General features: G+C 67.4%; 22 protein-coding genes and 1 tRNA gene. 15 read left to right on the top strand and 8 right to left on the bottom strand.

Translation table 11 applies throughout. The features are described 5' to 3' along the window. Positions 1-51: 51 nt before the first annotated feature. Positions 52-816 (bottom strand): peptidoglycan editing factor PgeF, encoded by a 765-nt coding sequence (gene pgeF / locus R9J51_RS04615; RefSeq protein ID WP_179505980.1) that lies wholly within the window; start codon positions 814-816, stop codon positions 52-54. Further along, entirely contained in the window at positions 813-3,422 is a 2,610-nt protein-coding gene (gene pepN / locus R9J51_RS04610; RefSeq protein ID WP_179505979.1) for an aminopeptidase N, read from the bottom strand. The genes pgeF and pepN overlap by 4 nt, the downstream gene beginning before the upstream one ends. 126 nt (positions 3,423-3,548) lie before the next feature. On the opposite strand from pepN, the gene R9J51_RS04605 reads away from it, so the two are divergent. Then, positions 3,549-4,418, top strand: coding sequence for an SDR family NAD(P)-dependent oxidoreductase (locus tag R9J51_RS04605; protein WP_179505978.1), 870 nt, complete (start codon positions 3,549-3,551; stop codon positions 4,416-4,418). Here R9J51_RS04605 and R9J51_RS04600 read toward each other — a convergent pair. Further along, a complete protein-coding gene (locus R9J51_RS04600; protein WP_168555911.1) occupies positions 4,328-5,251 on the bottom strand; it encodes an EamA family transporter in 924 nt (307 codons plus the stop codon). The two genes, R9J51_RS04605 and R9J51_RS04600, sit on opposite strands and share 91 nt — an antisense overlap. Continuing rightward, entirely contained in the window at positions 5,248-6,264 is a 1,017-nt protein-coding gene (locus tag R9J51_RS04595) for a beta-eliminating lyase-related protein (protein WP_179505977.1), read from the bottom strand. The genes R9J51_RS04600 and R9J51_RS04595 overlap by 4 nt, the downstream gene beginning before the upstream one ends. An 87-nt stretch (positions 6,265-6,351) precedes the next feature. Between R9J51_RS04595 and R9J51_RS04590 the strand changes: the two genes are divergently transcribed. Further along, complete coding sequence (locus R9J51_RS04590) at positions 6,352-6,648, top strand: GNAT family N-acetyltransferase (RefSeq protein ID WP_248290460.1); 297 nt, start codon at positions 6,352-6,354, stop codon at positions 6,646-6,648. A 145-nt stretch (positions 6,649-6,793) separates the two neighbouring features. On the opposite strand, the gene R9J51_RS04585 is transcribed toward R9J51_RS04590, so the two are convergent. Beyond that, positions 6,794-6,868 (bottom strand) — tRNA-Thr (locus tag R9J51_RS04585). A 149-nt stretch (positions 6,869-7,017) separates the two neighbouring features. Here R9J51_RS04585 and R9J51_RS04580 point away from each other — a divergent pair. The 11 genes from R9J51_RS04580 (at position 7,018) to R9J51_RS04530 (ending at position 18,573) form a co-directional block, all read left to right on the top strand. Continuing rightward, the gene (locus tag R9J51_RS04580; protein WP_179506660.1) at positions 7,018-7,212 is read left to right on the top strand and encodes a hypothetical protein; all 195 of its coding nucleotides are present in this window, start codon (positions 7,018-7,020) and stop codon (positions 7,210-7,212) included. Positions 7,213-7,300: 88 nt separating this feature from the next. Further along, on the top strand, positions 7,301-7,987 hold the full coding sequence (gene gpmA, locus R9J51_RS04575) for a 2,3-diphosphoglycerate-dependent phosphoglycerate mutase (protein WP_169475588.1): 687 nt from the start codon (positions 7,301-7,303) through the stop codon (positions 7,985-7,987). Positions 7,988-8,020: 33 nt separating this feature from the next. Next, positions 8,021-8,518 (top strand): 5-(carboxyamino)imidazole ribonucleotide mutase, encoded by a 498-nt coding sequence (gene purE / locus R9J51_RS04570; protein WP_168555906.1) that lies wholly within the window; start codon positions 8,021-8,023, stop codon positions 8,516-8,518. Continuing rightward, the gene (locus tag R9J51_RS04565) at positions 8,515-9,585 is read left to right on the top strand and encodes a 5-(carboxyamino)imidazole ribonucleotide synthase (RefSeq protein ID WP_168555905.1); all 1,071 of its coding nucleotides are present in this window, start codon (positions 8,515-8,517) and stop codon (positions 9,583-9,585) included. Before purE ends, R9J51_RS04565 begins: the two co-directional genes overlap by 4 nt. Before the next feature lie 3 nt (positions 9,586-9,588). Further along, entirely contained in the window at positions 9,589-10,113 is a 525-nt protein-coding gene (locus R9J51_RS04560; RefSeq protein ID WP_169475590.1) for a dihydrofolate reductase, read from the top strand. Beyond that, positions 10,110-11,039, top strand: coding sequence for a bifunctional riboflavin kinase/FAD synthetase (locus R9J51_RS04555; protein ID WP_179505976.1), 930 nt, complete (start codon positions 10,110-10,112; stop codon positions 11,037-11,039). The genes R9J51_RS04560 and R9J51_RS04555 overlap by 4 nt, the downstream gene beginning before the upstream one ends. Positions 11,040-11,133: 94 nt before the next feature. Beyond that, positions 11,134-12,171 (top strand): glycerophosphodiester phosphodiesterase family protein, encoded by a 1,038-nt coding sequence (locus tag R9J51_RS04550; protein ID WP_179505975.1) that lies wholly within the window; start codon positions 11,134-11,136, stop codon positions 12,169-12,171. A 230-nt stretch (positions 12,172-12,401) separates the two neighbouring features. Beyond that, complete coding sequence (gene ileS, locus R9J51_RS04545) at positions 12,402-15,191, top strand: isoleucine--tRNA ligase (protein ID WP_179505974.1); 2,790 nt, start codon at positions 12,402-12,404, stop codon at positions 15,189-15,191. A gap of 35 nt (positions 15,192-15,226) precedes the next feature. Then, a complete protein-coding gene (gene lspA, locus R9J51_RS04540) occupies positions 15,227-15,706 on the top strand; it encodes a signal peptidase II (protein WP_168556104.1) in 480 nt (159 codons plus the stop codon). A gap of 3 nt (positions 15,707-15,709) precedes the next feature. Then, positions 15,710-16,123: a DUF3035 domain-containing protein gene (locus tag R9J51_RS04535; protein WP_168555901.1), complete on the top strand. Its 414-nt coding sequence runs from the start codon at positions 15,710-15,712 to the stop codon at positions 16,121-16,123. Between the two features lie 398 nt (positions 16,124-16,521). Beyond that, on the top strand, positions 16,522-18,573 hold the full coding sequence (locus R9J51_RS04530; protein ID WP_168555900.1) for a TonB-dependent receptor: 2,052 nt from the start codon (positions 16,522-16,524) through the stop codon (positions 18,571-18,573). Positions 18,574-18,625: 52 nt separating this feature from the next. On the opposite strand, the gene R9J51_RS04525 is transcribed toward R9J51_RS04530, so the two are convergent. After that, on the bottom strand, positions 18,626-19,474 hold the full coding sequence (locus tag R9J51_RS04525) for a DODA-type extradiol aromatic ring-opening family dioxygenase (protein WP_179505973.1): 849 nt from the start codon (positions 19,472-19,474) through the stop codon (positions 18,626-18,628). Between the two features lie 393 nt (positions 19,475-19,867). Between R9J51_RS04525 and R9J51_RS04520 the strand changes: the two genes are divergently transcribed. After that, positions 19,868-23,233, top strand: coding sequence for a glycosyltransferase (locus tag R9J51_RS04520; protein WP_179505972.1), 3,366 nt, complete (start codon positions 19,868-19,870; stop codon positions 23,231-23,233). 47 nt (positions 23,234-23,280) lie between these two features. On the opposite strand, the gene R9J51_RS04515 is transcribed toward R9J51_RS04520, so the two are convergent. Both R9J51_RS04515 and R9J51_RS04510 read right to left on the bottom strand, forming a co-directional pair. Further along, positions 23,281-24,645: a HAMP domain-containing sensor histidine kinase gene (locus tag R9J51_RS04515; RefSeq protein WP_246866105.1), complete on the bottom strand. Its 1,365-nt coding sequence runs from the start codon at positions 24,643-24,645 to the stop codon at positions 23,281-23,283. Positions 24,646-24,647: 2 nt separating this feature from the next. Continuing rightward, positions 24,648-25,334: a response regulator gene (locus tag R9J51_RS04510; protein ID WP_168555897.1), complete on the bottom strand. Its 687-nt coding sequence runs from the start codon at positions 25,332-25,334 to the stop codon at positions 24,648-24,650. 75 nt (positions 25,335-25,409) lie between these two features. Here R9J51_RS04510 and R9J51_RS04505 point away from each other — a divergent pair, with 75 nt between their 5' ends. After that, a complete protein-coding gene (locus R9J51_RS04505; RefSeq protein ID WP_432787843.1) occupies positions 25,410-26,114 on the top strand; it encodes an AcvB/VirJ family lysyl-phosphatidylglycerol hydrolase in 705 nt (234 codons plus the stop codon). The last annotated feature ends 17 nt before the right edge of the window (positions 26,115-26,131 follow it).

Below are 26,131 nucleotides of genomic sequence, written 5' to 3'. Positions count from 1 at the left end.
GAATTGCCGCATTTTCCGAGTCGGCAGGTGGTTCCACCTGCCTTGAAAAGGCTATAGCCCGATCAGCGAGATTTCCCGGCCATAGCCCGGCTCGCCCGCATGGGTGGCGCGGCGGAACGAATAGAACCGGTCGGGCTGGGCGTACGTATCTTCGTCCAGCATGCCGACCACGCCCACCCCGAAGGCATGGAGGCGGTGCGCGACATAGCCGGGCAGATCGAACCAGGCGTGGCCGGCCTTGCCGGCGCGAAAGAAGCGTTCGTTCTCTGCCGCCTGGGCCACGAAGCGAGCCTCGAACGCGGCATCCACTTCATAGCTTTTCTGGGCAATGCACGGGCCGACAATCGCCGCAATCGCGGCGCGATCAGCGCCCAAGGCTTCCATCGCTTCCACTGTCCGGTCGGTCACGCCATCGATTGCGCCGCGCCAGCCCGCGTGGGCCGCGCCGATCACCCCGGCGTGGGGATCGTGGAACAGCACCGGCGCGCAATCGGCGGTGAGGATACCGAGCAAGAGGCCGGCCTGGCGCGTGACCAGGGCATCGGCGCGCGGGCGGTCCGCCTCGTTCCAGGCACTGTCCACCACCACCACGTCGGGCGAATGAACCTGATAGGCGCAGACCAGGGTTGCGCCGGGCAGCACCGCGTGGGCGGCGCGGCGGCGGTTTTCTGCCGTGGCGACGGGATCGTCCTCGCTGCCCCAGCCCACGTTGAGCCCGGCGTGGATGCCCGTGGACACCCCGCCGCGCCGGCCAAGGAAGCCGTGCGCGGCGCCGGCCAGGGCCGGATGGGTGAGCACTTCGACGTCCACGCTCATGCTTCCAGGCTCTTGCCCACTTGCTCGCGCACGTCGCGCGACAGCTTGGGCGCGGCGGCAATGCGCTCCAGCTCTGCCCGCATGAGCGCGGCGCGGGCCGGCTCGATCCGCCGCCAGCGGCCGAGCGGCGCCACGAACCGCGCCGCGACATTGCCGTTGATCGGATCGAGCGCCAGGATCAGGTCGGCGATCAGGCGATAGCCCGCGCCATCGCCGGCGTGGAACGCTTGCGGGTTGGCGGCAAAGGCCATGTAAAGCGCGCGCACGCGATTGGGATTGGTCAGCGTGAAATCGCGGTGCCCGGCCAGCGCGCGCACATGATCGAGCGCCTTGGGATGGAGCGAGCCGGCCTGGAGCGAAAACCACTTGTCGATCACCAGCCGGTTATCGGCAAAACGATCGTGGAAGTCGGCCAGCGCTGCATCGCGTTCGGGCACGTCGAGCCCGCACAGCACCATCAGCGCGCCCTGGCGATCGGTCATGTTGTCGGCCGCGTCATACTGCGCCTTGGCCCGCTTGGCCGCCTGCGCGGGATCGGCTGCCGCCAGGTAGACCAGCGCCTGGGTCTTGAGCTTGCGCGCGCCGCGTGGCGCGGCATCAAGGCCATAGGGCACCGCACTGCAGCGATCGTGCAAGGCGCGCCAGGCATCGCCCAGTTCGCGGCCCAGCCAGGCCTTGAGTGCCTCGCGCTCGGCATGGACGCGCGCAGGATCGACGGGCGTGATCTGTTCGGCAAGGTACGCCTCGCCGGGCAGCATGACGAGTTCGCCGCGCATCAGATCGTCCAGCGCGGGATCGGCCAGGATCGCGCCCAGCGCCCCGCCGATGGCAGTGCGGCCCGCCTCGCGTGCAGCATCGTCCAGCCGGCCTTCGACTGCGGCGACCAGATGCTGCACCACCAGTTGCTGCATCGCTTCATAGCGCGCAAAGGCATCATCGTCGTGCGCGGCAAGGAACACCAGGTCTGCCACGCTTTGCGGCGCGTTGATCGCCACCGGCGCGGAAAAGCCGCGATTGATCGAAAGCACCGGCGCGCTGGCGAACCCCTCGAACGTGAACTGCTGCGCTGCCTCGCTCAGCACGATCAGGTGCTCGCCGCCATGCGTGCCGCGCGCCGCATCGAACAGCGCGGTGCGCAGCGGGATCACCATCGGCTGCTTGACCGGCTGGCCGGGCGTGGGCGGCACGGTCTGCTGCAAGGCCAGGGTCACGGTGCCGCTGGCGGTATCGTGCGTCATCGCCACGTCCACCTGCGGGGTGCCAGCCTGCTCGTACCAGCGGCGGAACTGCTGGAGGTCCAGCCCGGCACCGTCCTCGATCGCCTTGACGAAATCCTCGCAGGTCGCCGCCTCGCCATCGTGGCGTTCGAAATAGAGGTCCGTGCCCGCGCGGAAGCGTTCGGGACCAGCCAGCACGGTCATCATGCGGATCACCTCGGCGCCCTTGTTATAGACGGTCGCGGTGTAGAAATTGCTGATTTCCTGATAGGAATCGGGGCGAATCGGATGGGCGAGCGGCCCGGAATCCTCGGGGAACTGGGCGCTGCGCAAGATGCGCACGTCCTCGATCCGCTTGACCGGGGCCGAGCCCTGGTCGGCCGAAAACTGCTGGTCGCGCAGCACGGTGAAGCCTTCCTTCAGGGAAAGCTGGAACCAGTCGCGGCAGGTGACGCGGTTGCCCGACCAGTTGTGGAAATATTCGTGGGCCACCACGCCTTCGACGCCATCGTAATCGCCATCGGTGGCGGTTTCCGGATCGGCCAGGATATAGCGGGTGTTGAAGATGTTCAGCCCCTTGTTCTCCATCGCCCCGGCGTTGAAATCGGAAACCGCGACGATGTTGAACAAGTCGAGATCGTATTCCCGGCCATAGACCTGCTCATCCCACGCCATCGAGGCGATCAGCGCGCGCATGGCATGGGCAGTGCGGGTTTCATCGCCTGCGCGCACCCAGATCGCCAGGTCGACCTTGCGACCCGAAACCGTGGTGAAGCTATCGCGCGTGGCGACGAGATCGCCCGCCACCAGGGCAAAGAGATAGGAAGGCTTGGGCCAGGGATCGTGCCAGATCGCCCAGTGGGTGCCGTCGTCTTCCTCGCCACTGTCCATCGGGTTGCCGTTGGACAACAGCACCGGGAACGCCGCCTTGTCGGCCGTGAGCGTGACGGTGTAGCGGCTGAGCACGTCGGGACGGTCGGGGAAGAAGGTGATGCGGCGAAAGCCTTCCGCCTCGCACTGGGTGCAGAGCAGCCCGCCCGAAGCATAGAGCCCGGAAAGCTGGGTATTGGCGGTGGGATCGATCGTGGTCTCGATCGTCACCTGGTGCGCCTCGCCCGGCAGTTCGATCACCAGGTCGTCGCCATCCATGGCCCAGGCATTGTGCGGTTCGCCATCGACGGCCACGCTTTGCGCCACCAGCCCGTCGCCATTCAGGCGCAGCGGCCCGCCTTCCCCGGCCGCGTTGCGCTCTACGTCCAGGGTGGCGGTAACCGCCGTGGCCGAAAGATCGAGCAGAAAATCCAGGGCGATATCGGGAACCAGCCAGGCGGGCGGGCGATAATCGGCGCGCTGGATCACGATGGGCGGCTGGCTGGCTGAATCCTTCATGCCCTAGACTTAGGAAGCCGCAGGCCTTGGGGCAATTGAGCAAATCCGAAACAGGGGATAATTGCGGGTTTTAAGCCCCTCCTCTTCGCAAGGAGGGGTTGGGGTGCTGGAGGCCCTGCGCAACGCATGACCGACGAACAAAGCGAACCGGGCCACCTGTTCATCTTCGGCATGGGCTATGCCGCCCAAGTGCTGGCCCATGCCTTGCGCGCGCGGGGCTGGCAGGTGACGGGCACCGGCCGCGCCGGCACGATCGACTTTGCCGATGCCGCCGCCGTGCACGCCGTGCTGGCGCGGGCGAGCCATGTGCTGTCCTCCGTCCCGCCCGCACGCGAAGGCGGCGATCCGGTACTGCAGGCCTATGGCCCGGCGCTCAACGCCTGGCCGGGGCAGTGGATCGGCTATTGGTCTTCCACCGGGGTCTATGGCGATGCGCGCGGCGCCTGGGTGGACGAGACTGCGCCGATCGGCGGCGGCCGCCGTTCTGCCCGCGTGGCGGCAGACCTGGCGTGGCAGGCATGGGATGCGCGCGTGCGGGTGCTGCGCCTGCCCGGCATCTATGGCCCGGGGCGCAGCGTTATCGACAAGCTGCGCGAGGGCACCGCGCACCGCATCATCGCGCGCGACCAGGTGTTCAGCCGCATCCATGTGGACGACATTGCCGGCGCGACCCTGGCCGCCTTTGCCGGCCCGCCCGGTGTCTACAACCTGGCAGACGAGGAGCCCGCCAGCCAGAACGCCGTGGTGGAGGAAGCCGCCCGCCTCACCGGCCTGCCCCTGCCGCCGCTGCTCACCGCCGACGAAGCCGAGCTATCGCCGATGGCGCGCGGCTTCTATGCCGAGAGCCGCCGTGTGGCCGCCGGCAAGGCGCGGCGCCTGTTGGACTGGCGGCCGATCTATCCCACCTACCGCGAAGGATTGCGCGCCTTGAGCGCCATGACCAAGCCCACCATCGCCAGCGCCGAGCCGGCCACCGCCAGCAGCGACCAGCGATAATTCTCGAACACGGTGGACAGCGCCATGGCCACCACCGGCACGAGCACGCCGTTATAGGCCGCGCGACCCGCGCCCATGTCTTTCAACAGCTGGAAATAGAGCGGGAACGTGATCACCGATCCCACCACGCTGAGATAGAGCACGCCCGAAACATAGGGCCAGCCCCAGTCGATCACCGGCGGCCCCGCCAGCGTCAGCGCGACGAGCCCATCGATCAGCGCGCCAATCGTCATCGCCCAGGCCAGGATCGGCAGGATCGGCCGCGACCGCGCCGCGCCCGAGGCCTGCATGACATTGGCGACCGAGGCCGCCAGGATCGAAACCGTGACCAGCCCGATGCCCAGCCAAGGTGCGGTGGTGGCCGGCGCCACGCGCACTTCGTGAACGACGAGCAGGGCAATCCCGGCAAGCGCCACGGCCGATCCCGCCCAGAAGCCGCGCGCCACCCGTTGTCCCAGGAACAGGTGCGCCAACATCGCATTGGGCACCATCAGCAGGGCATAGAGCACGGCAACCAGGCCAGAGGTGATGTGCTGCTCGGCCGGGTAAAGAAACTGATAGTTGAGCGTGAAGTGAAACACGCCGATGCCCGCCGCCAGTTGCCAGCCCTGACGATCCAGCATCAGCCGATCGCGGCGCAGCAGGGCCAGCACGAAGGTGCCCAGCGCCGCCACGGCGAAACGATAGCAGACCGACCAGCTCGGCGGCACTGCGCCGGCCTGCCCCTTGATCACCAGCCAGGTGGAGCCCCAGATCAGCGCCACGGCCAGGAACGGGACGACCACGCGCGGCCGCCACAGCGTTTCATCCGCGCTGGCGCTTGCCCCGCTCACAGGTTGCGAATCGCGCGGGCCAGCGCGGCGACATGGGCCGGATCGGTGTTCCACGCCGTGACCAGCCGCGCCGCGCCCGGCGTGCCGGCCGGCGCGGGCCAATCATAGAAATCGAAACCGGCGCTGCGCAGCGCGGTCTTTTCCACGTCCGACAAGGTGACGAACAGCTCGTTCGCCTCCACCGCGTGGAGCAGGCGCCCGGTGCACGAGGCGGCCAGTTCCTGCGCCGCGGCATTGGCGGCGCGGGCATTGGCCAGCCACAGGTCATGCTCCAGCATGGCCAGGATCTGCGCCGCCAGATAGCGGCCCTTGGATTGCAGGTGGCCGGCGCGCTTGCGGCGGAAACGGATCGTGTCGGCCAGTTCCTCGTCGAACAGCACGATTGCCTCTGCCCCCAGCCCGCCGTTCTTGACGAAGCCGAAGCTCAGGGCATCGACCCCGGCCTGCGCGGTGAGCGCGGCCGGATCGCAATTGAGGAACGCCACGGCATTGGCAAAGCGCGCGCCATCCATGTGCAGGCCAAGGCCGCGCGTGCGGGCCAGCGATCCGATCGCGGCCACCTCGTGCGGGCGATAGACCCGGCCATATTCGCTGGCCTGGGTGATCGAAATGGCATGGGGCTGCACCTGGTGCACGCCGGGGCGAATCGGATCGATCACGGCAGCGATGCTTTCGGGCGTGAGCAGCGCACCATCGCCCTGGGCCAGGATCAGCTTGGCGCCGTGGGTGAAGAATCCCGGCGCGCCGCCTTCGTCCATCTCGATATGCGCCTCGCGGTGGCAGACAACGGCGCCGTGCGGCGGCACCATCGCGCTCAACGCCAGGCAATTGGCCGCCGTGCCCGTGGCCACCCACAGCCCCACGCAGGGCGTGCCGAACAGCGTGGAAAACGCCTCGTCCAGCGACCGGCTCAGCGCGTCGGCATCATAGGCGAAATCCGGCGCATCGGCCGCTTGCAGCGCGGCCCAGACGCGGGGGTGGACGGATGCGGCGTTGTCGGAGAAGAAATGCATGAAACCGCCCTGCCCGCGAAGGCGTTGTGCGGTCAAGCCACCCCTTTGCCAGGGACCTGCGGCAAGGGGGTTATCGGGAGAACCAGCTTGAGCGAGACCGTTTCGATCACCCATGAGGACCAGGGCAGCCACGGCGTCTATCACGCCGCGGTGGAAGGCGAAGCCGCGCAAGGCGTGCTGACCTGGCGCGAGGCGGCACCCGGCGTGGTCGTGGCCGATCACACCCTGGTGCCTGGCGCCATCGGCGGGCGCGGCGTGGCCGCCCGGCTGGTCGACGCGCTGGTGGCCGATGCCCGCGAACGCGGCTGGAAGATCGTGCCGGCGTGCAGCTATGTGGCGGCGCAGTTCCGCCGCCATCCCGAATGGGCCGACCTGCAGGCGTAAGGAGGCGGCTACTCCACCACATCCTCGCCCCGGTCTAAGAGCCGGGGTCCCGCCTGCATGCGAGCGCGGGGCCGCAACAACAGCGGGGCCCCGGATCAAGTCCGGGGTGACCAAGCGTTTTTGGATCGGGAGATCAGGCGGGAAATGGTGCTGCTGGGGAGGATTGAACTCCCGACCTCAGCCTTACCAAGGATGCGCTCTACCACTGAGCTACAGCAGCACACCATTTCCGCAAAAACCCGGCACGCAAGCACCGGCTTTTCCTCCAGCGGCGGGTGGCCGCCGGTGGAGGCGCGCTATTGGCCGCAGGCTTTGCCAAAGTCAAGCGGGGTTGCGGACAAAAAATTCCCACGGCAAAGAACCCTTGCCATGACCCTGTCGAAAACCCCGCCGCGATCCAACAGCCGTGAAGAGCGCCTTGCCCAGCGCCTGCGGGAGAATCTGCGCCGCCGCAAGGCGCAGGCCCGCGCCCTGAATGAAGCAGGCCAGGACGCGAACGCAGAAGCGGGGGTGGAGCCCGGTGCGGACCCGGCAGCAGCCCCGCTTGGCGAAACGCAAGTTTAGGTCCGAAAAGCGGGAGTCGCCTTTCCAAATCGGCCCCGGCCCGCTAGGGGCCGCGTTCTCTTGTCCCTTCTTGCAGCAGGAAGCCTCGATGCCCCGTTTGATCCTGATTCGTCACGGCCAGTCGCAATGGAACCTGGAAAATCGCTTCACCGGTTGGTGGGATGTGGATGTGACCGAAAAGGGCGCGGCCGAGGCCTTTGCCGCCGGCCAGCTGCTCAAGGACAAGGGCGTGCTGCCCACCGTGGCGTTTACCTCGCTCCAGACCCGCGCGATCAAGACGCTGCACCTGGCGCTGGAAGCCGCTGGCCGCCTGTGGGTGCCGGAAACCAAGGATTGGCGCCTGAACGAGCGCCACTATGGTGGCCTCACCGGCCTGGACAAGGCCGAGACCGCCGCCAAGCATGGTGACGAGCAGGTCAAGGTGTGGCGCCGCAGCTTCGACATTCCGCCCCCCGTGCTGGAAGCGGGCAGCGCCTTCGATCTGGCCAGCGACCCGCGCTATGCCGGGATCGCCGTGCCCGCCACGGAAAGCCTCAAGGACACCATCGCCCGCGTGCTGCCGGCCTATGAAGAACTGATCGTGCCCGCGCTCAAGGCCGGGGAAACCGTGATCGTTTCGGCCCATGGCAATTCGCTGCGCGCGCTGGTCAAGCATCTTTCGGGCATTTCCGACGCCGATATCACCGGCCTGGAAATCCCCACCGGCCAACCGATCGTCTATGAACTGGACGACAACCTGGCCGAAGTGGAACGCTATTACCTGTCGGAGCGCTGAGGCGCACACCGACGCCCGAAGGGGGAGTTTGGGATGAGTGAGAGTGCGGTGCCCGGCGCGCAGGTTGCCATCATCATGGGCAGCCAGTCCGACTGGGAAACGATGAAGAATGCTGCCGCCGTGCTGGAAAAGCTGGGGGTGGCGCACGAATGCCGCATCGTTTCGGCCCACCGCACCCCCGATCGGCTGGTGGACTTTGCCAAGACCGCGCACGTCGCCGGCTTCAAGGTGGTGATCGCCGGGGCCGGGGGCGCGGCCCACCTGCCCGGCATGGTCGCCTCGATGACGCATCTGCCCGTCCTGGGCGTGCCGGTGGAATCCAAGGCGCTCAAGGGCATGGATAGCCTGCTCTCGATCGTGCAGATGCCCGGCGGCATTCCCGTGGGCACGCTGGCTATCGGCGTGCCGGGCGCCACCAACGCCGGCATTCTCGCCGCCTCGATCCTGGCGACGACCGACGACGCGCTGGCCGCAAGGCTGATCGCCTTCCGCCAGGCGCAGACCGACGCCGTGGCCGAGCGTCCGCAATGAGAACCTTTGCGCCGGGCGCCACCATCGGGATTCTGGGCGGCGGACAGCTGGGCCGGATGATGGCCATGGCCGCGGCGCAACTGGGCTATACCGCCCATGTCTATGCGCCCGAGCCGCGCGGCGAATCCGTGGCCGCGCAAGTGAGCGCGGCCTATACCCAGGGCGCCTATGACGATGAAGCCGCACTGGCCGCCTTTGCGCGCCAAGTGGCTGTCGTCACCTATGAGTTCGAGAATGTGGCCGCGGCGCCCTTGGCCGCGATCCTTCCCCATGCCGCGCTGTTTCCGCCCGCCCGCGCGCTGGAAGTGGCGCAGGACCGGGTGAACGAAAAGTCGTTCGTCGAAGCGCTGGGCGGCCGCCCGGCGCCGTGGATGGCGGTGGACGGGCCCGAAGACCTCGCCCGCGCGGTGGCCACGATCGGCGCGCCCGGCATTCTCAAGACCCGGCGCGATGGCTATGACGGCAAGGGCCAGTGGCGCATCATGGCGCCGGCCGATGCGGCAGGCATCGATCTGCCCGCCGTCCCGCTGATCTACGAAGGCTTCGTCCACTTCTTCGGCGAATTTTCGGTGATCCTGGTGCGCGGCCAGGATGGCCAGGTGCAATTCTGGGACTCGGCGCAGAACGAGCACGAGAGCGGCATCCTGGCGCGCTCCACCGTGCCGGCTCCGGCGCAGATCGCCGGCCAGGTGCCCGCGGCGCGCGCGCTCGCCGAAAAGGTCGCGCAGGCGCTCGATTACGTGGGTGTGCTGACGCTGGAATTCTTTGCCACGCACGATGGCCCGGTGTTCAACGAAATGGCGCCGCGCGTGCACAATTCGGGGCACTGGAGCATCGAAGGCGCGCTGGCCAGCCAGTTCGAGAACCATGTCCGCGCCATCCTGGGCCTGCCGCTGGGCAGCACGGGGCTGGTTACGGCGGGCGCGGTGATGGACAACCTGATCGGCGATGCGGCGCTGGCCTGGCCCGAACTGCTGGCCGATCCGGCGAACCACCTGCATCTCTATGGCAAGGCCGAAACGCGCCCCGGGCGCAAAATGGGCCATGTCACCCGGCTGGTGCGTTAAGCCATGGCCGCGTCGCTGTTCCTGATCGTGGCCCGCGGGGCAGACGGGACCATTGGCGATAAGGGCCGCCTGCCCTGGCACATTCCCGCCGATCTCAAGCGGTTCAAGGCGCTGACGATGGGCAAGCCGATGATCATGGGGCGCAAGACCTTCGAATCGCTGCCCGGCCTGCTGCCCGGCCGCCGCCACATCGTGCTCACCCGCGATGCCGCCTGGGCCGCGCCCGGCGCACAGGTGGTGCACAGCGTGGGCGCCGCGCTCGCCGCCGTGGCCGATGAAGCGCAGGCGGCAGTGATCGGCGGGGCCGAAATCCTCGCGCTGCTGGCCCCCCATGCCAGCCGTTACGAATTGACCGAAGTGGACGCCCGCGTGGGCGGAGACACGACGATGCCCTACCCTGGCCCGGAATGGCGCGAGGTGGCGCGCGAAAGCCACCCCGCCAGCGCGGACCATCCAGCCCCCATCCCGGCTTATGCCTTTGTCACGCTGGAACGGGTCCATCCCCTGGAAGAAAGCAGCAAGCCATGATCCGGCTTTATGCACGCGAGCGCGTGCCCGAAAACTGGCGCGGTGCCATCGTGGCGCTGGGCAATTTCGACGGGTTCCACCTGGGCCATCAGGCCGTGGTGGCCGAAGCCGTGCGCTGGGCGCGGGCCGAAGGGCGGCTGGTGATGATCGCCACGTTCGATCCGCACCCGGTCAGCCACTTCGATCCCAAGGCACCGCCTTTCCGCCTCACTTCGCTGGACCAGCGGCAGGAGCTGTTTGCTGCAGCGGGCGCCGATGCCATGCTGGTGTTCGAATTCGATGCCGCCCTGGCGCAGACCAGCGCGCAGGATTTCGTGGGCCAGTTGCTGGCCGATCGCATCGGCGCGGCCGGGGTGGTGACGGGCGAGGATTTCACCTTTGGCAAGCAGCGCGGCGGCAACGTGGCCGTGCTGCGCGAACTGGGCCTGGCCCACGGCATGGCGGCGCGCGCGGTGGGCCCCGTGCTGCACGATGGCGCGGTGGTTTCGTCCAGCCGCGTGCGCGATGCGCTCAAGGCCGGCGATTGCGCCACGGCCACGGCCTTGCTCACCCGCCCCTTTGCCATTCGCGGCATTGTCCAGCATGGCGACAAGGTGGGCCGGACGATCAATTTTCCCACCGCGAACCTGTCGATGGGCAAGTACCTGCGCCCGGCCTATGGCATCTATGCCGTCAAGGGCCGGCTTTGCGACGAGCGCGAACTGCTGGGCGCGGCCAACGTGGGCATCCGCCCGACGTTCGATCCGCCCAAGGAACTGCTGGAGCCGCATTTCTTCGATTTCACCGGCGATCTCTATGGCCAGGAAATCGAAGTGAGCTTCCACCACTTCCTGCGGCCCGAAGCCAAGTTCGACAGCCTGGACGCGCTGGTGGCACAGATGGCGCGCGATTGCCTGGAAGCGCGGCGGTTGTTGGAAAGCGCCTGATTTCCCATCCAAAATGGCGCGGAAAAGCTGCGCCGCGGTTGACACGGGCGTGCGCCTGGGCACGATCGGCCGATTGATCCGGAAAGGAAACGGCATGATCTGGTTGCGCGGCGCCCTGTTCACCGGGGCGCTGGCCTTTCTGGTGCTTACCTTCGTCAATGCCAGCTGGCTGGTAACGGCGCCGCCGGGACGGCCGCGCCTGATCGCCAATGGCGGCATTGCCCAGGACTACCAGCCCGGCGGCCGCGCCGCGCCCTGCCCGGCGCGCGCCATCCTGCCGCCACTGCACGCGATTCTGGAAGACACCGCCCGCGCCGTGTTCACCGCGCGGCGCATGGGCGCCGATTACGTGGCGATCGACGTGGTGCGCACTGCCGACAACCACCTGGCGCTCTATCCCGATGCCGACCTGGGCTGCCGGACCGAGGCGACCGGCGCGGTTTCGCAGATGACCATGGCGCAATTGGCCAGGCTCGACGCCGGCCATGGCTATAGCGCCGATGGCGGCAAGACTTTCCCGCTGCGCGGCAACGGGCGCGGTTTGATCCCCTCGCTCGACGAGATCCTGGCGGCCAATCCGATGGGCCGCTTTATCTATCGCTTTCCGGGCAACGACGTGGCCGCCGTGCCGCTGCTGATCGAAACGCTGGCGCGCAATGGCCACGACGCCAAGGCGCTGGGCGAGGGCTTTGTCGGCAACGCGGCGCTGGTTTCCGCCGTGAACAAGGCCCTGCCCGGCGTCTGGACGATCGATCCCGCCAAGGGCCGCGCCTGCGCCAGCGACTATCGCTGGAAAGGCTGGACGTCGCTGGTGCCCGCCACGTGCCAGGGCGCAACGATGATCGCCGCGCTCGATAACGCGTTCACCCTGTGGGGCTGGCCCAACCGGGTGCAGCAGCGCATCGAGGGCGTGGGCGGCCATGTCCTCGCCGTGGCGAGCGACGGCACGGGCGACAGCCTGGGCACCGGCCTGCGCCATGCGCGCGAACTGCCGCAAGTGCCCGCCGCGTTCCACGGCACCGTGCTGATCGACAATTTCTGGACCGTCGCCCCGGCCCTGCGCCCCGACATGGACGCCCGCACCAATGCCGAAGCCGTGGCCGCGCAGGAGCGGGACGACAATACGCCGTGAATCCATCCCTTCGTCACCCCCCAAACCCCGCCTCACACCCTTCGTCACCCCGGGCTTGACCCGGGGTCCCGCTTATTTCTGGCCGCCTTGCGCTGCGCATCGAAGAATAGCTGGACCCCGGATCAAGTCCGGGGTGACGTTGGGTAGGATGAGATGTGGGGCAAGGCTCTCACCTCTCCGTGCATCCGGCATTTGCAGGAATCCGCCGTGGGCGCTAAGGCCCGCCGATCATGACCGAAACGCGCGACTATCGATCCACCGTCTTCCTGCCGAAGACCGATTTCCCGATGAAAGCCGGACTCCCGCAAAAGGAGCCGGGCATTCTCGCGCGCTGGCAGGATGAAGACATTTACGGCCAGCTGCGCGCCGCGCGCCAGGGCCGGGAAAAGTTCATCCTCCACGATGGCCCGCCTTATGCCAATGGCGACATGCACATCGGCCATGCCCTGAACCATATCCTCAAGGACATGGTGGTGCGCACCCAGACCCTGCTGGGCAAGGACGCGCCCTATGTGCCCGGCTGGGACTGCCACGGCCTGCCCATCGAATGGAAGGTCGAGGAAGAGTACCGCAAGAAGAAGAAGAACAAGGACGAGGTTCCTCCACGCGAATTCCGCGCCGAATGCCGCGCCTATGCCCAGAAGTGGGTGGACGTGCAGCGCGAGCAGTTGAAGCGCCTGGGCATCAACGCCGCCTGGGACCGGCCCTACCTGACCATGGATTTCCAGGCCGAGGCCACCATCGTGGGCGAGCTTTTGAAGTTCGCGGAATCCGGCCAGCTCTATCGCGGCGCCAAGCCGGTGATGTGGAGCCCGGTGGAAAAGACCGCGCTGGCCGAAGCCGAAGTGGAATACGAGTGGATCACGTCTACCCAAATTGACTTGGCCTTCGAGATCACGGAATCGCCTAATGTGCCCGACTTGAAGGGCGCTTATGCGGTGATCTGGACGACCACGCCGTGGACGATCCCGGTGAACCAGGCACTCGCCTATGGGCCTGAGTTAGAATACGCGCTTTGCCGTGTTGGCGAACGGGTTGGTGACCACGGCCGCCCACAGCCGGTCGAGCATGTTTTGGTCGCTAGCGCACTGGTTAGCGATTTTGAAAGCCGCATTGGCTTTCGGGTAATCCCGACTCGCATGATCAAAGGTACCGACCTCGCCGGCACGGTAGCCCGCCATCCCATGCACGCGCTGGGCGGCTTCTTTGGCGAGCCGCGCCCGCTGCTCGCGGGCGATTTCGTCACCACCGAATCGGGCACCGGCCTCGTCCACATGGCGCCCGACCATGGCGAGGACGACTTCGAACTGTGCAAGGCGCACGGGATCGAGCCCAAGTTCGCCGTGACCGCCGATGGCAAGTATCGCGAGGACTGGGGCTGGCTGGCCGGCCAGGGCAGCGTGATCAATCCCAAGTTCAACGCACCCGATGGCCCGATCTGCTCGGCGCTGGCCGAAGTGGGCGCACTGCTGGCTGCAAGCGCGGATTACAAGCACTCCTACCCGCACTCCTGGCGCTCCAAGGCCAAGGTCATCTTCCGCTGCACCCCGCAGTGGTTCGTGCCGATGGATCAGCAGCACGACGATGGCAGCTTGCGCGAAAAGGCCGTCGCGGCCATCGCCGCCACCCGCTTCGTGCCGGAAAAGGGCCGCAACCGCATCGGCGCCATGGTGGAAGGGCGGCCCGACTGGGTGCTCTCGCGCCAGCGCGCCTGGGGCGTGCCGATTACCCTGTTCGTCAATCGCCAGACCGGGCAGTACCTGGCCGATCCGGAAGTGAATGCCCGCATCATCGCCGGCGTGATGGCCGAAGGGGTGGACGCCTGGGACGACGAGCGCGCGCAAGACTACCTGGGCGAAAAGTACCAGGTGGACGATTACGAGCGGATCACCGACATTCTCGACGTGTGGTTCGATTCGGGTTCCACCCATGCCTTCGTGCTGGAATCGGGCCGCTGGCCCGAACTGCGCTGGCCGGCCGATCTCTATCTGGAAGGCAGCGACCAGCATCGCGGCTGGTTCCAGTCCTCGCTGCTCGAAGCCTGCGCCACGCGCGGCCGCGCGCCCTATGACGCCGTGCTCACCCACGGCTTCACCATGGACGCCAAGGGCCTCAAGATGTCCAAGTCGCTGGGCAACACCATCAGCCCGCTGGACCTGATGCGCGACTATGGCGCCGACATCTTGCGCCTGTGGGCCCTGTCGGTGGATTTCACCGAGGATCACCGCATCGGCAAGGAAATCCTGGCCGGCGTGGCCGACCAGTATCGCAAGCTGCGCAACACCTATCGCTACCTGCTCGGCGCGCTGGAAGGGTTCAGCGAAGACGAACGCGTGGCGCCTGATGCCATGCCCGAGCTGGAACGCTACATGCTGGCGCGCCTTGGCGGGCTGGATGCGACCCTGCGGCAGGCCGTGGCGGACTATGATTTCAATACGTATGTCCGCGCGCTGACGGAGTTCTGCAACGAAGACCTTTCGGCCTTCTTCTTCGATATCCGCAAGGACAGCCTATATTGCGATGCGCCGGCCGATCCCAAGCGCCGCGCCTATCGCACCGTGCTCGACACGCTGTTCCATGCCCTGGTGCGCTATGGCGCGCCGGTCTTGGTCTTCACGGCCGAGGAAGTGTGGCAGAGCCGCTACGCCGGCGCGTCGGTCCACCTGCTGGAGTGGCCGGAACTCCCGGCGGTGCAGGCGGACCTGGCGCATTGGGAGCAATTGCGCGCCCTGCGCACCAGCGTGAACGAAGCGATCGAACCGCTGCGCCGCGAAAAGGTACTGGGCTCGGGCCTGGAAGCCAAGGTCACCGTGCCGGCCAATGCGCCGGAAGCCGAAGGCGGCCTGGCGGAACTGTTCATCACGGCGACAGTTTCGCGCGGGCAGGAGCTTTCCGTGACCCGAACCGATGACCACAAGTGCGGCCGTTGCTGGCGCCATCTGCCCGAAGTGACGCAGGACGGCGCGCTGTGCGACCGCTGCGACAGCGTGGTGGCAGTGCTCGACGGGCAAACCGCGTGAGCCTGTTCACGCGCAATCGCCTCGCCGGCTTTGCCATGGCGCTGGGCACGTTCGGGCTGGACCGGGGGGTGAAGGCATGGATCGCCGGGCCGCTGGCCCTGCCCGAACAGGGCGCGATCTATATCACCAGCTTCTTCAACTTGCGCTGGACGCAGAACCTGGGCGTGTCGCTCGGCCTGTTCAGCGCCAATTCCAGCGAAGGCAAGCTGGCCCTGCTGGCCATGACCGGGCTGATCGCGCTGGGCGTGGTGATCTGGATGCTGCGCGAAAAGGCGCTCGGCGAACTCACCGGCCTTGCCCTCGTGCTCGGCGGGGCGATGGGTAACATCTATGACCGCTTCACCCGCGGCTATGTTATCGATTATGCCGACCTTCATTTCGGCGAATTTCGGCCTTTTTTGATTTTCAACCTTGCCGACGCGGCAATCACGCTGGGTGTGCTGATCCTGCTTGCCCGTTCGCTGTTTTCGCGCGAAAAGCCCGCTTCGGGCAGCCCCAGCCCCACGGAGATCTAAGTAATGCGCAAAGCCGCCGCCCTTGCCTTTCTCGTTTCGGCCGGGAGCCTTCTGGCTGCGTGCAGTTCCAGCAGCTCGCTGTTCAACCACGTGCGCCCAGACGAATTCGCCGTCAGCCGCCAGGCGCCGCTGGTCGTGCCGCCCGATTTCGCGCTGACCCCGCCCAACCCCGGCGCCCCGCGCCCGCAGGATGTCGATTCGTCGAAGCAGGCGCTTGATGCCCTGTTCGGCGGCCCGGCGCCGCGCAGCGCGGTGGAAACCGACACGCTGGGCAAGGCCGGCGCTTCGGCAGCCGGCATTCGCAGCACCGTGGGCGATCCGCAGACCACCACCGTGGCCAAGGGCGCGCAGGTGAAGGATATCCTTTCCGCGCCGCAGGGCGATGGCCAGGAAGCGCGCGCCTCGATTCCGGGCTGATCGCGCCAGCGCCTGCATGTGAAAAGGGCCTGCAGAGATTGCGGGCCTTTTTCTTTGCTCTTCTCGCAACGTCACCCCGGACTTGATCCGGGGTGACGATGGCAGGAAGGGTGGGTGCCCTGCCCGTTCGGCGATCTTCACCAAGCCCCCAAGCCCAAGCACTTTTTAGCCCTGCTTCATCCTGCGTTCAGGTGAAACATGGCCAGAAAGCGCCCGCGTCCCGGCGCTTGCCGGGCCTCATCATGAAATGTTATATCGTTCCGGAACAAGGGAGCGAGCGCGGCGGAGAGGCCAACGAATACGACGCCCGCAGCCGTTGCGGGCGCTGCGACAATGCGTGTCCTTGGGCCATCCCCCCGAAAGCCCATGGCGCGAACAAGGTTATGGAGGAGATTTCGATGCGTTCCATCCTGATGCTGGGATCAGCGGTCCTGGCCCTGGCGCCCGCCGCTGCCTGGGCCAATGCGCCGGCCCCCGCCGATAGCGGCGCCAACGCCGCAGCCGATGCCAGCGAGGCAGGTTCGGACGGCACCGGGTCGGGCAGCAGCAGCCCGATCATCGTCACCGCCACGCCGTTTGGCCACCTGATCGACGACACGCCCACCGTTTCCGCGCGCGTCGATGCCGACCAGATTTCCCGCGCCGGCGGCTCCAGCATTGCCGATTCGCTGCGCGACGTGCCGGGCGTTTCGGCAACCGGATTTGCCTCTGGCGCCAGCCGCCCGATCATTCGCGGCATGGACAGCAACCGCGTCCGCCTGCTCGAAGACGGCACCTCCAGCTCCGACGTGTCGGACATCGGCCCCGACCACGGCATCCCCATCGATCCGCTCTCGGCCCGCTCGATCGAAGTGGTGCGCGGCGCGGCCACGCTGCGCTATGGCAGCCAGGCGATCGGCGGTGTGGTCAACACGATCAACAACCGCGTGCCGATGAGCTTGCCGACCGAAGCGCTCTCGGCCGAAGCCAGCACCAGCTACACCACGGTCAACAAGGGCGTGGAAACCGCGGCGCTGGTCGATACCAAGACCGGGCAGCTGGCGCTGCACGCCGACGGGTTCTGGCGGACCACCGACAACTATGACACCCCGCTGGGCACCCAGCAGAACTCCTGGTTCAACGGCTGGGGCGGATCGGTGGGTGGGTCCTATTTCCTGCCCGGCGACAAGAGCCACGTGGGCCTGGCGGTGACGCACTATGACGCGCGCTACGGCATTCCCAGCGACACCACCTATATCGACATGCGCCAGACCAAGGTGATGAGCCGCAACAGCTTTGCGCTGGATTCGGGCCTGCTCAAGACCTTCACGCTCGACGGCAGCTATGGTGATTACCAGCATCAGGAAAAGAATCCCGATGGCTCGGTCAACACCACGTTCAAGAACAAGGAATGGAACGGGCGCGGCGAACTGCTGCTCAACGCCGTGGGGCCGGTGCGCAACACCGCGCTGGGCGTGGAATACCAGCACCGCGATTTCTCGGCCATCGGCGAAGACAGCAGCTACCTGAACCCGGCGACCAGCCAGAACATTGCCGGCTACCTGTTCACCGAAATCCAGTTGGCCGATCCGCTGCATGTCGAAGCCAGCGGCCGCGTGGAGCACGTGCGCATCACCGGCACCCCGGCGGACGACGCGTTCACGGTGCGCAAGTACACGCCCGTCAGCGGCGCCATCGGCCTGCTCTACACCCCGGTGCAGGCGGTCAAGCTGGGCCTCAACTTCTCCAGCACCGGCCGCGCCCCGGCGCTGACCGAACTGTTTGCCCGCGGCGCCCACGATGGCCCGCAGACCTTCGAAACCGGCGATCCGAACCTCAAGGTAGAGCGCGCCAATTCGCTCGAAGGCAGCCTGCGCGTGCGCCAGGGCGGCTTCAGCTTCACCGGCTCGGCCTATTACACCTGGTACAAGAACTATATCTATGGCGACCTGACGGGGCGCACCTGCGACGATGATGGCGTGTGCACCGCCAGCACCGATGGCGAACTGCGCGAGCTGTTCTATCGCCAGCAAGGCGCCAAGTTCCGCGGCCTGGAAGCGGAAATGAGCCAGGAACTGGTCAAGACCGACCAAGGCACGTTCACCGCCAAGGTGCTGGGCGACTATACCCGCGCCACGCTCGACAGCGGCAGCAACGTGCCGCGCATCCCGCCCTATCGCGTGGGCGGCGGCTTTGCCTGGGCGGGCAAGACGATCGATGCCGGGATCATGTTCAGCCACTATGGCCGGCAGGACAAGGCAGGCGATTTCGACACGCCCACCGATGGCTACAACAACCTCAACGTCAACGTGGCGTTCCGCCCGTTCAAGAGCCATCCGGGCATCGAACTGGCCATCGTTGGCCAGAACCTGACCGACGACACCCAGCGCCTGGCCACCGCGCTCAACAAGGACCTGGTGGTAATGCCGGGCCGCTCGGTGCGCTTCGTGCTCAAGGCCGCAACGTTCTGATGTGCCGGGGCCCGGTCGGCATGGGTTTTCCCAAGCCGGCCGGGCCCACCCATTACGCTTTCAACAATTGCCCGACCTTGTCGAACGGGCTGGGCGCGGTGCCCGCGCCAAAGCGATAGCTCGATGCGGTGAGCGCCCCGCGCAAGTCGTTTTCCGAATAGACGCAGACGCCAGGATCTGCCCCGGCCGCGCCGACCGCCACCATCAACGGGATCAGGTGATCCTCGCGCGGGTGGCACAGGCGCGCGGCCGGGGCCTTGTCCCATTGCAGCAGGGCGGCCGCGCGCGCCTCCGGCGTCAGGTCCAGCAGCGTGTGGCGCAGCCAGGCATCGAACGCAGCCGATGGCGCCGCCGCGCCAGCGTTGAACTGGCGCAAGTTGTGATAGCTGAACCCCGAACCCACGATCAGCACGCCCTCGTCGCGCAGGGGCGCCAGGGCACGGCCCAGCGCCAGGTGCGCGGCCACGTCGTAATCGGCACGCAGCGACAGGCTGAGCACCGGGATGTCGGCCTCTGGCCAGATCGGCTGGAGCATCGAGAACGTGCCATGATCGAACCCGCGCGCGGGATCGCGGCCCACCGGAATGCCCGCCGCCGCCGCCAGGGCGATCACCTCCTCGGCCAGGTCCGGCGCGCCCGGCGCGGGATAGCGAATGTGATAGGTGTGTTCGGGAAAGCCGAAATAGTCATAAACCATGCCCGGCTGCGCCGCGGTGGACACAGTAAAGCCGGGTTCCTCCCAATGCCCCGAAATCACCAATACCGCACGCGGGCGGGCGGGCAACTGCGCGGGAAGCGCCTTGAGCGAGGCTTCCAGCCAGGCAAAGCCATCGCGGAACGGGCCATCGAGCCAAGGCCAGGGCCCGCCACCGTGCGAGAGGAAGAAAACCGGCTGCTGCATAGGAAAACCATCCTTTCCCGTTCCATTTAAGGATTGTCGGGGCTTGTGACAGCAGGCAAAAGCCTGTGCATCTTGTTGGGGCAATTCGAACACCGGGTTCACACGCACCATACGGGCGCACGGGGGAAACGGCACCATGGCCAAACCGTAATGATTTGATCACGCCCCCGGCAGACCGGAAAGGCTAGACCGCTTTTCGACGGTGAGCAGCTCTGGATCCGCGACGTGACGGTCCCCTGTTCCGGTTCCGCTCTGGGCTGCTCACCGTCACCCCTGCCGCTTCGCGCAGGCGCCGCTTTCCCGATCTGACGGTTTCCCGGTCGCTGACAACGCGCAGAAGGCTTTTGCCCTTCCCGGCGGCTCCACAACCTTTGCAGTTCGGAAAAACCGGCCGTGCCACGCCCCATCTTCTTCGATCCCACCGGCCAGCGCCGCCGCTGGACTCGTCGCCTTGCCTTTGCCGTGCTGGCCGTGCTGGTGGCGATGTGCGTGATCTTTGCCACCACGGTGGCCACCGTCACCCCGCGTGAGCCGCTGGCATTTGCCCAGGAACGCCTGGCGCCGCTGCCGCTGAAAACCCAGGTCAGCCGCCTGTCGCACCGCCTGGCCGCGCTGTTCGGCCACCGCGCGGTGGTGCCGGCGCGGGTTCAGGCCGCCCCCATCACGATCGGTTTCTACCAGGCGCAAAGCGATGAAAGCGCCGGGGCGCTGCAGCGCCACGTCGGCCAGATCGACTGGGTGGCCCCCACGCTCATGGGGCTCGATCATGCCGGCCACCTGACGGTGACCGATGATGCGCCGATGCGCCGGATCATCGCCGGATCGCTGCGCCGCCCGCTGGTGGTGCCGGTGTTGCAGAACGTGAGCGATGCGGCCGGCTGGGACGGCGCGGGCACGGCTGCCGTGCTGAACAACCCGGCGCGCCGCCTGGCGCTGGCCAATGCGGTGGACGCCGCGCTCGACAAGTCGGGCGACGCTGGGGTGATGATCGATTTCGAAAGCCTGCCCCAGGGCGCGTTGCCCGGCCTGCACCAGTTTGCCGCCGACCTGCACGCACGCCTGGCGCCCAAGCATCGCTTGGTCTCGATCACCATGCCGGTCGATGATGAAAACTGGCACCCGCGCGCCTTTGCCGACGTGGCCGACAAGATCGTGCTGATGGCTTATGACGAACATTGGCAAGGCGGCCAATCCGGCCCGATCGCCTCCAATCCGTGGTTCATTGGCCGTGTTTCCGCCGCGCTCAAGGGCGTTCCCGCCGGCAAGGTGGTGGTCGCGCTCGGCAGCTATGGCTATGACTGGCATGAAGGCCATGCCGATGCGCTGACCGTGGAAGAAGCCTGGCTGGCCGCGCACGACAGCGGCACGACGCCGGGCTGGGACAAGGCCAGCGGCAATGTCGGCTTTGCCTATGACGACGATGCCGATACCGCCGATGGCACGCCTGCCGTGCGCCACGACGTGTGGCTGCTCGATGCCGCCACCAGCTGGAACCAGATGCTGATGCTGCGCCAGCTGGGCGTGGGTTCGGTGGCGCTGTGGCGGCTGGGTTCGGAAGACCCCGGCTTCTGGCCCGTGCTCCAGGCCTGGCACGGCGGGGCCAAGACCCTGCCCGACATTTCGCGCATTACCCAAAGCAGCAACGTGGACGTGGAAGGCAACGGCGAAATCCTGCGCATCGATGCCACTCCCACGCCCGGCACCCGCACGCTCGATACCGACCATCGCCTCGGCCTCGTCACGGACGAACGCTATGTCACGCTGCCCACGCCCTATGTCGTGCGCCGCACCGGGGATCGGCCCAAGCTGGTCGCGCTGACCTTCGACGATGGCCCCGATCCGACCTGGACGCCGCAGATCCTCTCGATCCTGGAGAAATACCACGTGCCCGGCACGTTCTTCGTGATCGGCGAAAACGGGGTGGCCAACCGTGGCCTGCTGCAACGCATGGTGGCCGACGGCGACGAGATCGGCAACCACAGCTATACCCACCCCAACATGGCCAACAGCACCCCGGCCGGGATCAAGCTGGAACTCAATGCCACGCAGCGCCTGATCGAGGCCTATACCGGCCGCTCCACCCGCCTGTTCCGCGCACCCTATTTCGGAGACGCCGAGCCGACCACGGCCGACGAACTCGATCCCGCGCTGATCGCCCAGAAGCAGGGTTATACGATCGTCGGCCTCCACGCCGACCCGGGCGACTGGATGCGCCGCCCGGCCGACCAGGTGGTGCAGCTCACCGTCAGCGCGGTGGATGGCGGCAATGCCGATCGTTCCGCCAATGTGATCCTGCTGCACGATGGCGGCGGCAACCGTTCGCAGACCGTGGCCGCGCTGCCCCGGATCATCGAACAGTTACAGGCCCAGGGCTATCGCTTCGTGCCGGTGTCCACGCTGGCGGGCATGAAGCGCGATGACGTGATGCCCGTGGTCAAGGGCTGGGACCTCGTCGCCGTCCAGCTCGACATCGGCATCTTTGCCGTGCTCGCCGCCGCGCTCGCCACGCTGAACTGGACGTTCTTCTTCGCCATCGCGCTCGGCACCCTGCGCGCCTTGGGGCTGACCGGCCTGGCGCTGTTCCCGCAGCGCCGCGTCGACCTGCCCTGGCTGAACCGAGCGCCCGACGTGCCGCCCTACCAGCCGCGCGTGACGGTGATCATTCCCGCCTACAACGAAGAGCGGGTGATCGAGGCTTCGGTCCACCGCATCCTGGCCAGCACCTATCCCGCGCTCAGCGTGATCGTGGCCGACGACGGATCGAAGGACGCGACCAGCCAGATCGTGACCGACGCGTTCGGCGGCGATCCGCGCGTGACGCTGATGACCCTGGTCAACGGCGGCAAGGCCAGCGCGCTCAACCGGGCGCTCGCCGCCGCCGATGGCGAGATCATCGTGGCGCTCGATGCCGATACCCAGTTCGAACCCGAAACCATCGGCAAGCTGGTGCGCTGGTTCGAAAAGCCCGAAATCGGCGCCGTGGCGGGCAACGCCAAGGTGGGCAACCGCGTCAACCTCGTCACCCGCTGGCAGGCGGTGGAATATGTGACGGCGCAGAACATCGAACGCCGCGCCCTCACCCGCTTCGACGCGATCATGGTCGTGCCCGGCGCGGTGGGAGCCTGGCGGCGGGAGGCGCTCAACGATGTCGGCGGCTATCCCGAAGACACCCTGGCCGAAGACCAGGACCTGACCATCGCGATCCAGCGGCATGGCTGGAAAGTGGCCTATGACGAAGACGCCGTGGCCTGGACCGAAGCGCCCGAAACCCTGCGCGCGCTGGGCAAGCAACGCTTCCGTTGGGCATTCGGCACGCTGCAATGCCTGTGGAAGCACCGCGCCGTGGTGGCGCAGCAGCGCCCCTCGGGCCTGGCCTTCATCGGCATTCCCCAGGCTTGGCTGTTCCAGATCGCCTTTGCCATCGCCTCGCCGCTGATCGACCTGGCGCTGGGCATCTCGATCGTGGGCACGATCGTGCGGGTGATCCAGCATGGCTGGGCCCAGACCCAGACCGACGTGCTGCGCATGGGTGTCTATTGGCTGGGCTTCACGCTGATCGACCTGGCCTGCGGGCTGGTCGCCTTCCGGCTCGACGTGCGCGAAAAGCGGCTGCCCGCGTTCCTCCTGCTCAGCCAGCGCTTCGTCTATCGCCAGCTGATGTACGGCGTGGTGATCCGCGCGGTCAGCGCCGCGCTCGCGGGCCTGGGCATCGGCTGGGGCAAGCTGGAACGCACCGGGCGGGTGAATACAGGGTCCTGAACCGAGGCCCCTCCACCAGCCAGCGGCGGGGGTGGAGGGGCCGGTCCCTAAGCCGGCACGTGCAGCGTCACCGCCAGCCCGCCACCGGGCGCTTCATCCAGTTCCAGACGCCCCCGGTGCAGCCGCGCCACGGCGTTGACCATCGACAGGCCCAGGCCCCCACCCGGACGGGTGCGCGCGTTGTCGAGCCGCACGAAGCGCTCGACCACGCGGGGGCGGTCTTCGGGGGCGATGCCGGGGCCATTGTCGGCTACGGCCAGGGTGGCTTCGCCATCGGCGGCGCGGGTGCGCACGGTGATCGCGTTTCCGCCGTATTTCAGCGCGTTGTCGATGGCGTTGGCCAGCGCGCGCGAGATCAGCTCGCGATCGGCCATGACCCAGGCCGGCGCCAGATCGAGCGCCAAGGTCACGCCCGATTGTTCGGCCAAGGGTTCATAGAGTTCGACCATGTCGGCCGCCACGGCCGCCAGATCGAGCGCCACGCGGCGGTCTTGCACCGCGCCGCCTTCGAGGCGGCTGATTTCCAGCGCGGTTTCCAACATGGCGCGCAGGCCATCGGCATCGGCGCGCGCGGCCTGGAGCGCTTCGATCGCGCCCGGCTCGTCCACGCGGGCAAGCGCGGTGTCAATCGCCGCGGAAAGCCGCGTTACCGGCGAGCGCAGATCGTGCGCCAATGCGCCCGAAACCGCCCCCAGTTCGGCCACCAGCGTGGCAATGCGCTCGGCCATCTGGTTCATCTGCAGGCGCAAATGGTCGAACCCGTCGCCGCTTTCCCCTTCTGCCAGGCGCATGCCGAAATTGCCGGCCGCCAGTTCCTCGGCCGCCTTGGCGATTTCGTGGGTGCGGCGGCTGATCGCCAGGCCCAGCACCACCGCGCTGACCAGCGCCAGCGCCACGGCCACGGCAATGGTCAACCCGATCGCGGCGGCAAAGGCCAGGTTGAAGCGCCGCTCGCTCGCACCCATCAACCCCACGGTCAGCCGCGCGCCGTCGGGCAAAGTGCTGGCCAGCACCAGCGCTTCCTGGTCGTTGGCGCTATCCCCGCGGCGCACCAGCACCGGTTGCGGGCGCGGGCCCGGCGCGATCGACGGCACGAAATCGATATTGCTCGTCACCGTCGCGCGCGCGCCGCCCGTCAGCGTCACGAAGACGCCGGGATCGGCCACGCTGCCGCGCTGATCGCGAATGAAATCGTCCAGCGAATCGCGCCCGCCGCTGTAGAACGCGGCCAGCAGATCGTCGCGCACGTCGATCACCTGGTCTTCGCGATCGGCGCGCACCACGTCGAGCATCTGGGTGCGCAGGAAAAAGATCGCCGCCGCGCTCGACAGCAATTGCAGCACGAACACCGCCGCCACCAGGCGCAGCATGGTGGGCGAAAGCGGGCGCTGGCGCATGGCCCGGGCGAGCATGGTCAATCGGCAGCCATTCGATAGCCCGCGCCGCGCACGGTGTGGAACAGGGCCTGCTCCTCGCCATCGTCGATCTTGCGGCGCAGGCGGCTGATATGCACGTCGATCACATTGGTGCCTGGGTCGAAATGATAGTCCCACACCGCTTCGAGCAGCATGGTGCGCGTGACCACTTCGCCCTGGTGCAGCAGCATGTATTCGAGCAGGCGGAACTCGCGCGGTTGGAGCGTGATCTTGCGCGGCCCCCGCTTCACCTGGCGGGTCAGCCGGTCCAGCTCCAGATCAGCGCAGCGCAGCACGGTGTCCTGCGCCTTTTGCCGCCCGGTGCCGCGCCGCATCAGCGCCTGGACCCGCGCCATCAATTCGGCGAACGAGAACGGCTTGCCCAGGTAATCGTCGGCCCCGGCGGTAAGCCCGGCCACGCGATCGTCGGTGCTGCCCAGCGCGGAAAGCACGATCACCGGGGTTTCCACTTCGGCCGCACGCAGCGCCTTGAGCACGGCCAGGCCATCCATGCCCGGCAGCATGCGATCGAGCACGACCACGTCGAACTGGCTGTCGGTGGCCAGGAACAGCCCGTCCCGGCCATTGTCGGCGCGGTCGACGGTAAAGCCTTCCTCGGCAAAGCCGCGCGCAATGTAGTCCCCGATCTGGGGATCGTCTTCAACCAGCAGAATGCGTCCGGCCACGTGCGACTTTCCATGACAACGAGTTAATCTTGCCCCCACTGCCCGGACAGGGCGCAGGGATCATGCCGGTGCATCATGGCTATTGGCTTTCTTGGTCGCAAGCTGTTTGCCCTTGCTGCCGCGCTGCCCGCAGTGGCCGGCGGCACGATGGCGGCTGGCGGCTATTTCGATCGCCAGGCCGTGCTCTATCGCGGGCCGCTCGGCCCGCCCCGCCACGATCTGGTGGTGGTCTATTTTTCGGGCGACATGGGCCTGGCGCTGGGCGCGGGCGGCGGCACGATCGCGGCGTTGCGCGATCGCGGCCTGCCGGTCGTCACGGTCAATTCGCCCGCGCTGTTCGGCGTGGGCCGCGACCGCGCCTTTGTCGATGCCCTGGTGGCCGATACCATGCGCCAGGCCCTGGCGCGCAGCCACGCGGCCCATATCGCCTTGATCGGCGCGGCATTCGGCGCGGGCGTGCTCGATACCGGGCTGGGCGCGGTGCCGGCCGATCTGCGCGCACGGATCGCCTCGGTGGTGCTGGTCGCGCCGGCGCGGGCGGTCTATTTCCAGGCCAATCCCGGCGGCCTGTTCCATCCCGGCGCCCCGGACAGCGATCCGCGCCGCACCGTTCGGCTGCTGCACGGCCTGCCCGTGACCTGCATTTTCGAGAACGACAGCACCGACAGCCTGTGCCGGACCACCCAGTTGGACGGAGCGCGCCGCGTGCCGCTGGGCAATCACCGCCTGGCCCAGATCAGCGCCGATGCCGCGCTCTACCCACCCCAGCCGATGCACTGAACGGTGCAAGGCGTGGC

The sequence above is a fragment of the Novosphingobium rhizosphaerae genome (genome assembly GCF_050920675.1).
Lineage (GTDB): Bacteria > Pseudomonadota > Alphaproteobacteria > Sphingomonadales > Sphingomonadaceae > Novosphingobium > Novosphingobium rhizosphaerae.
This window is presented reverse-complemented; position numbering and strand designations above follow the sequence as displayed.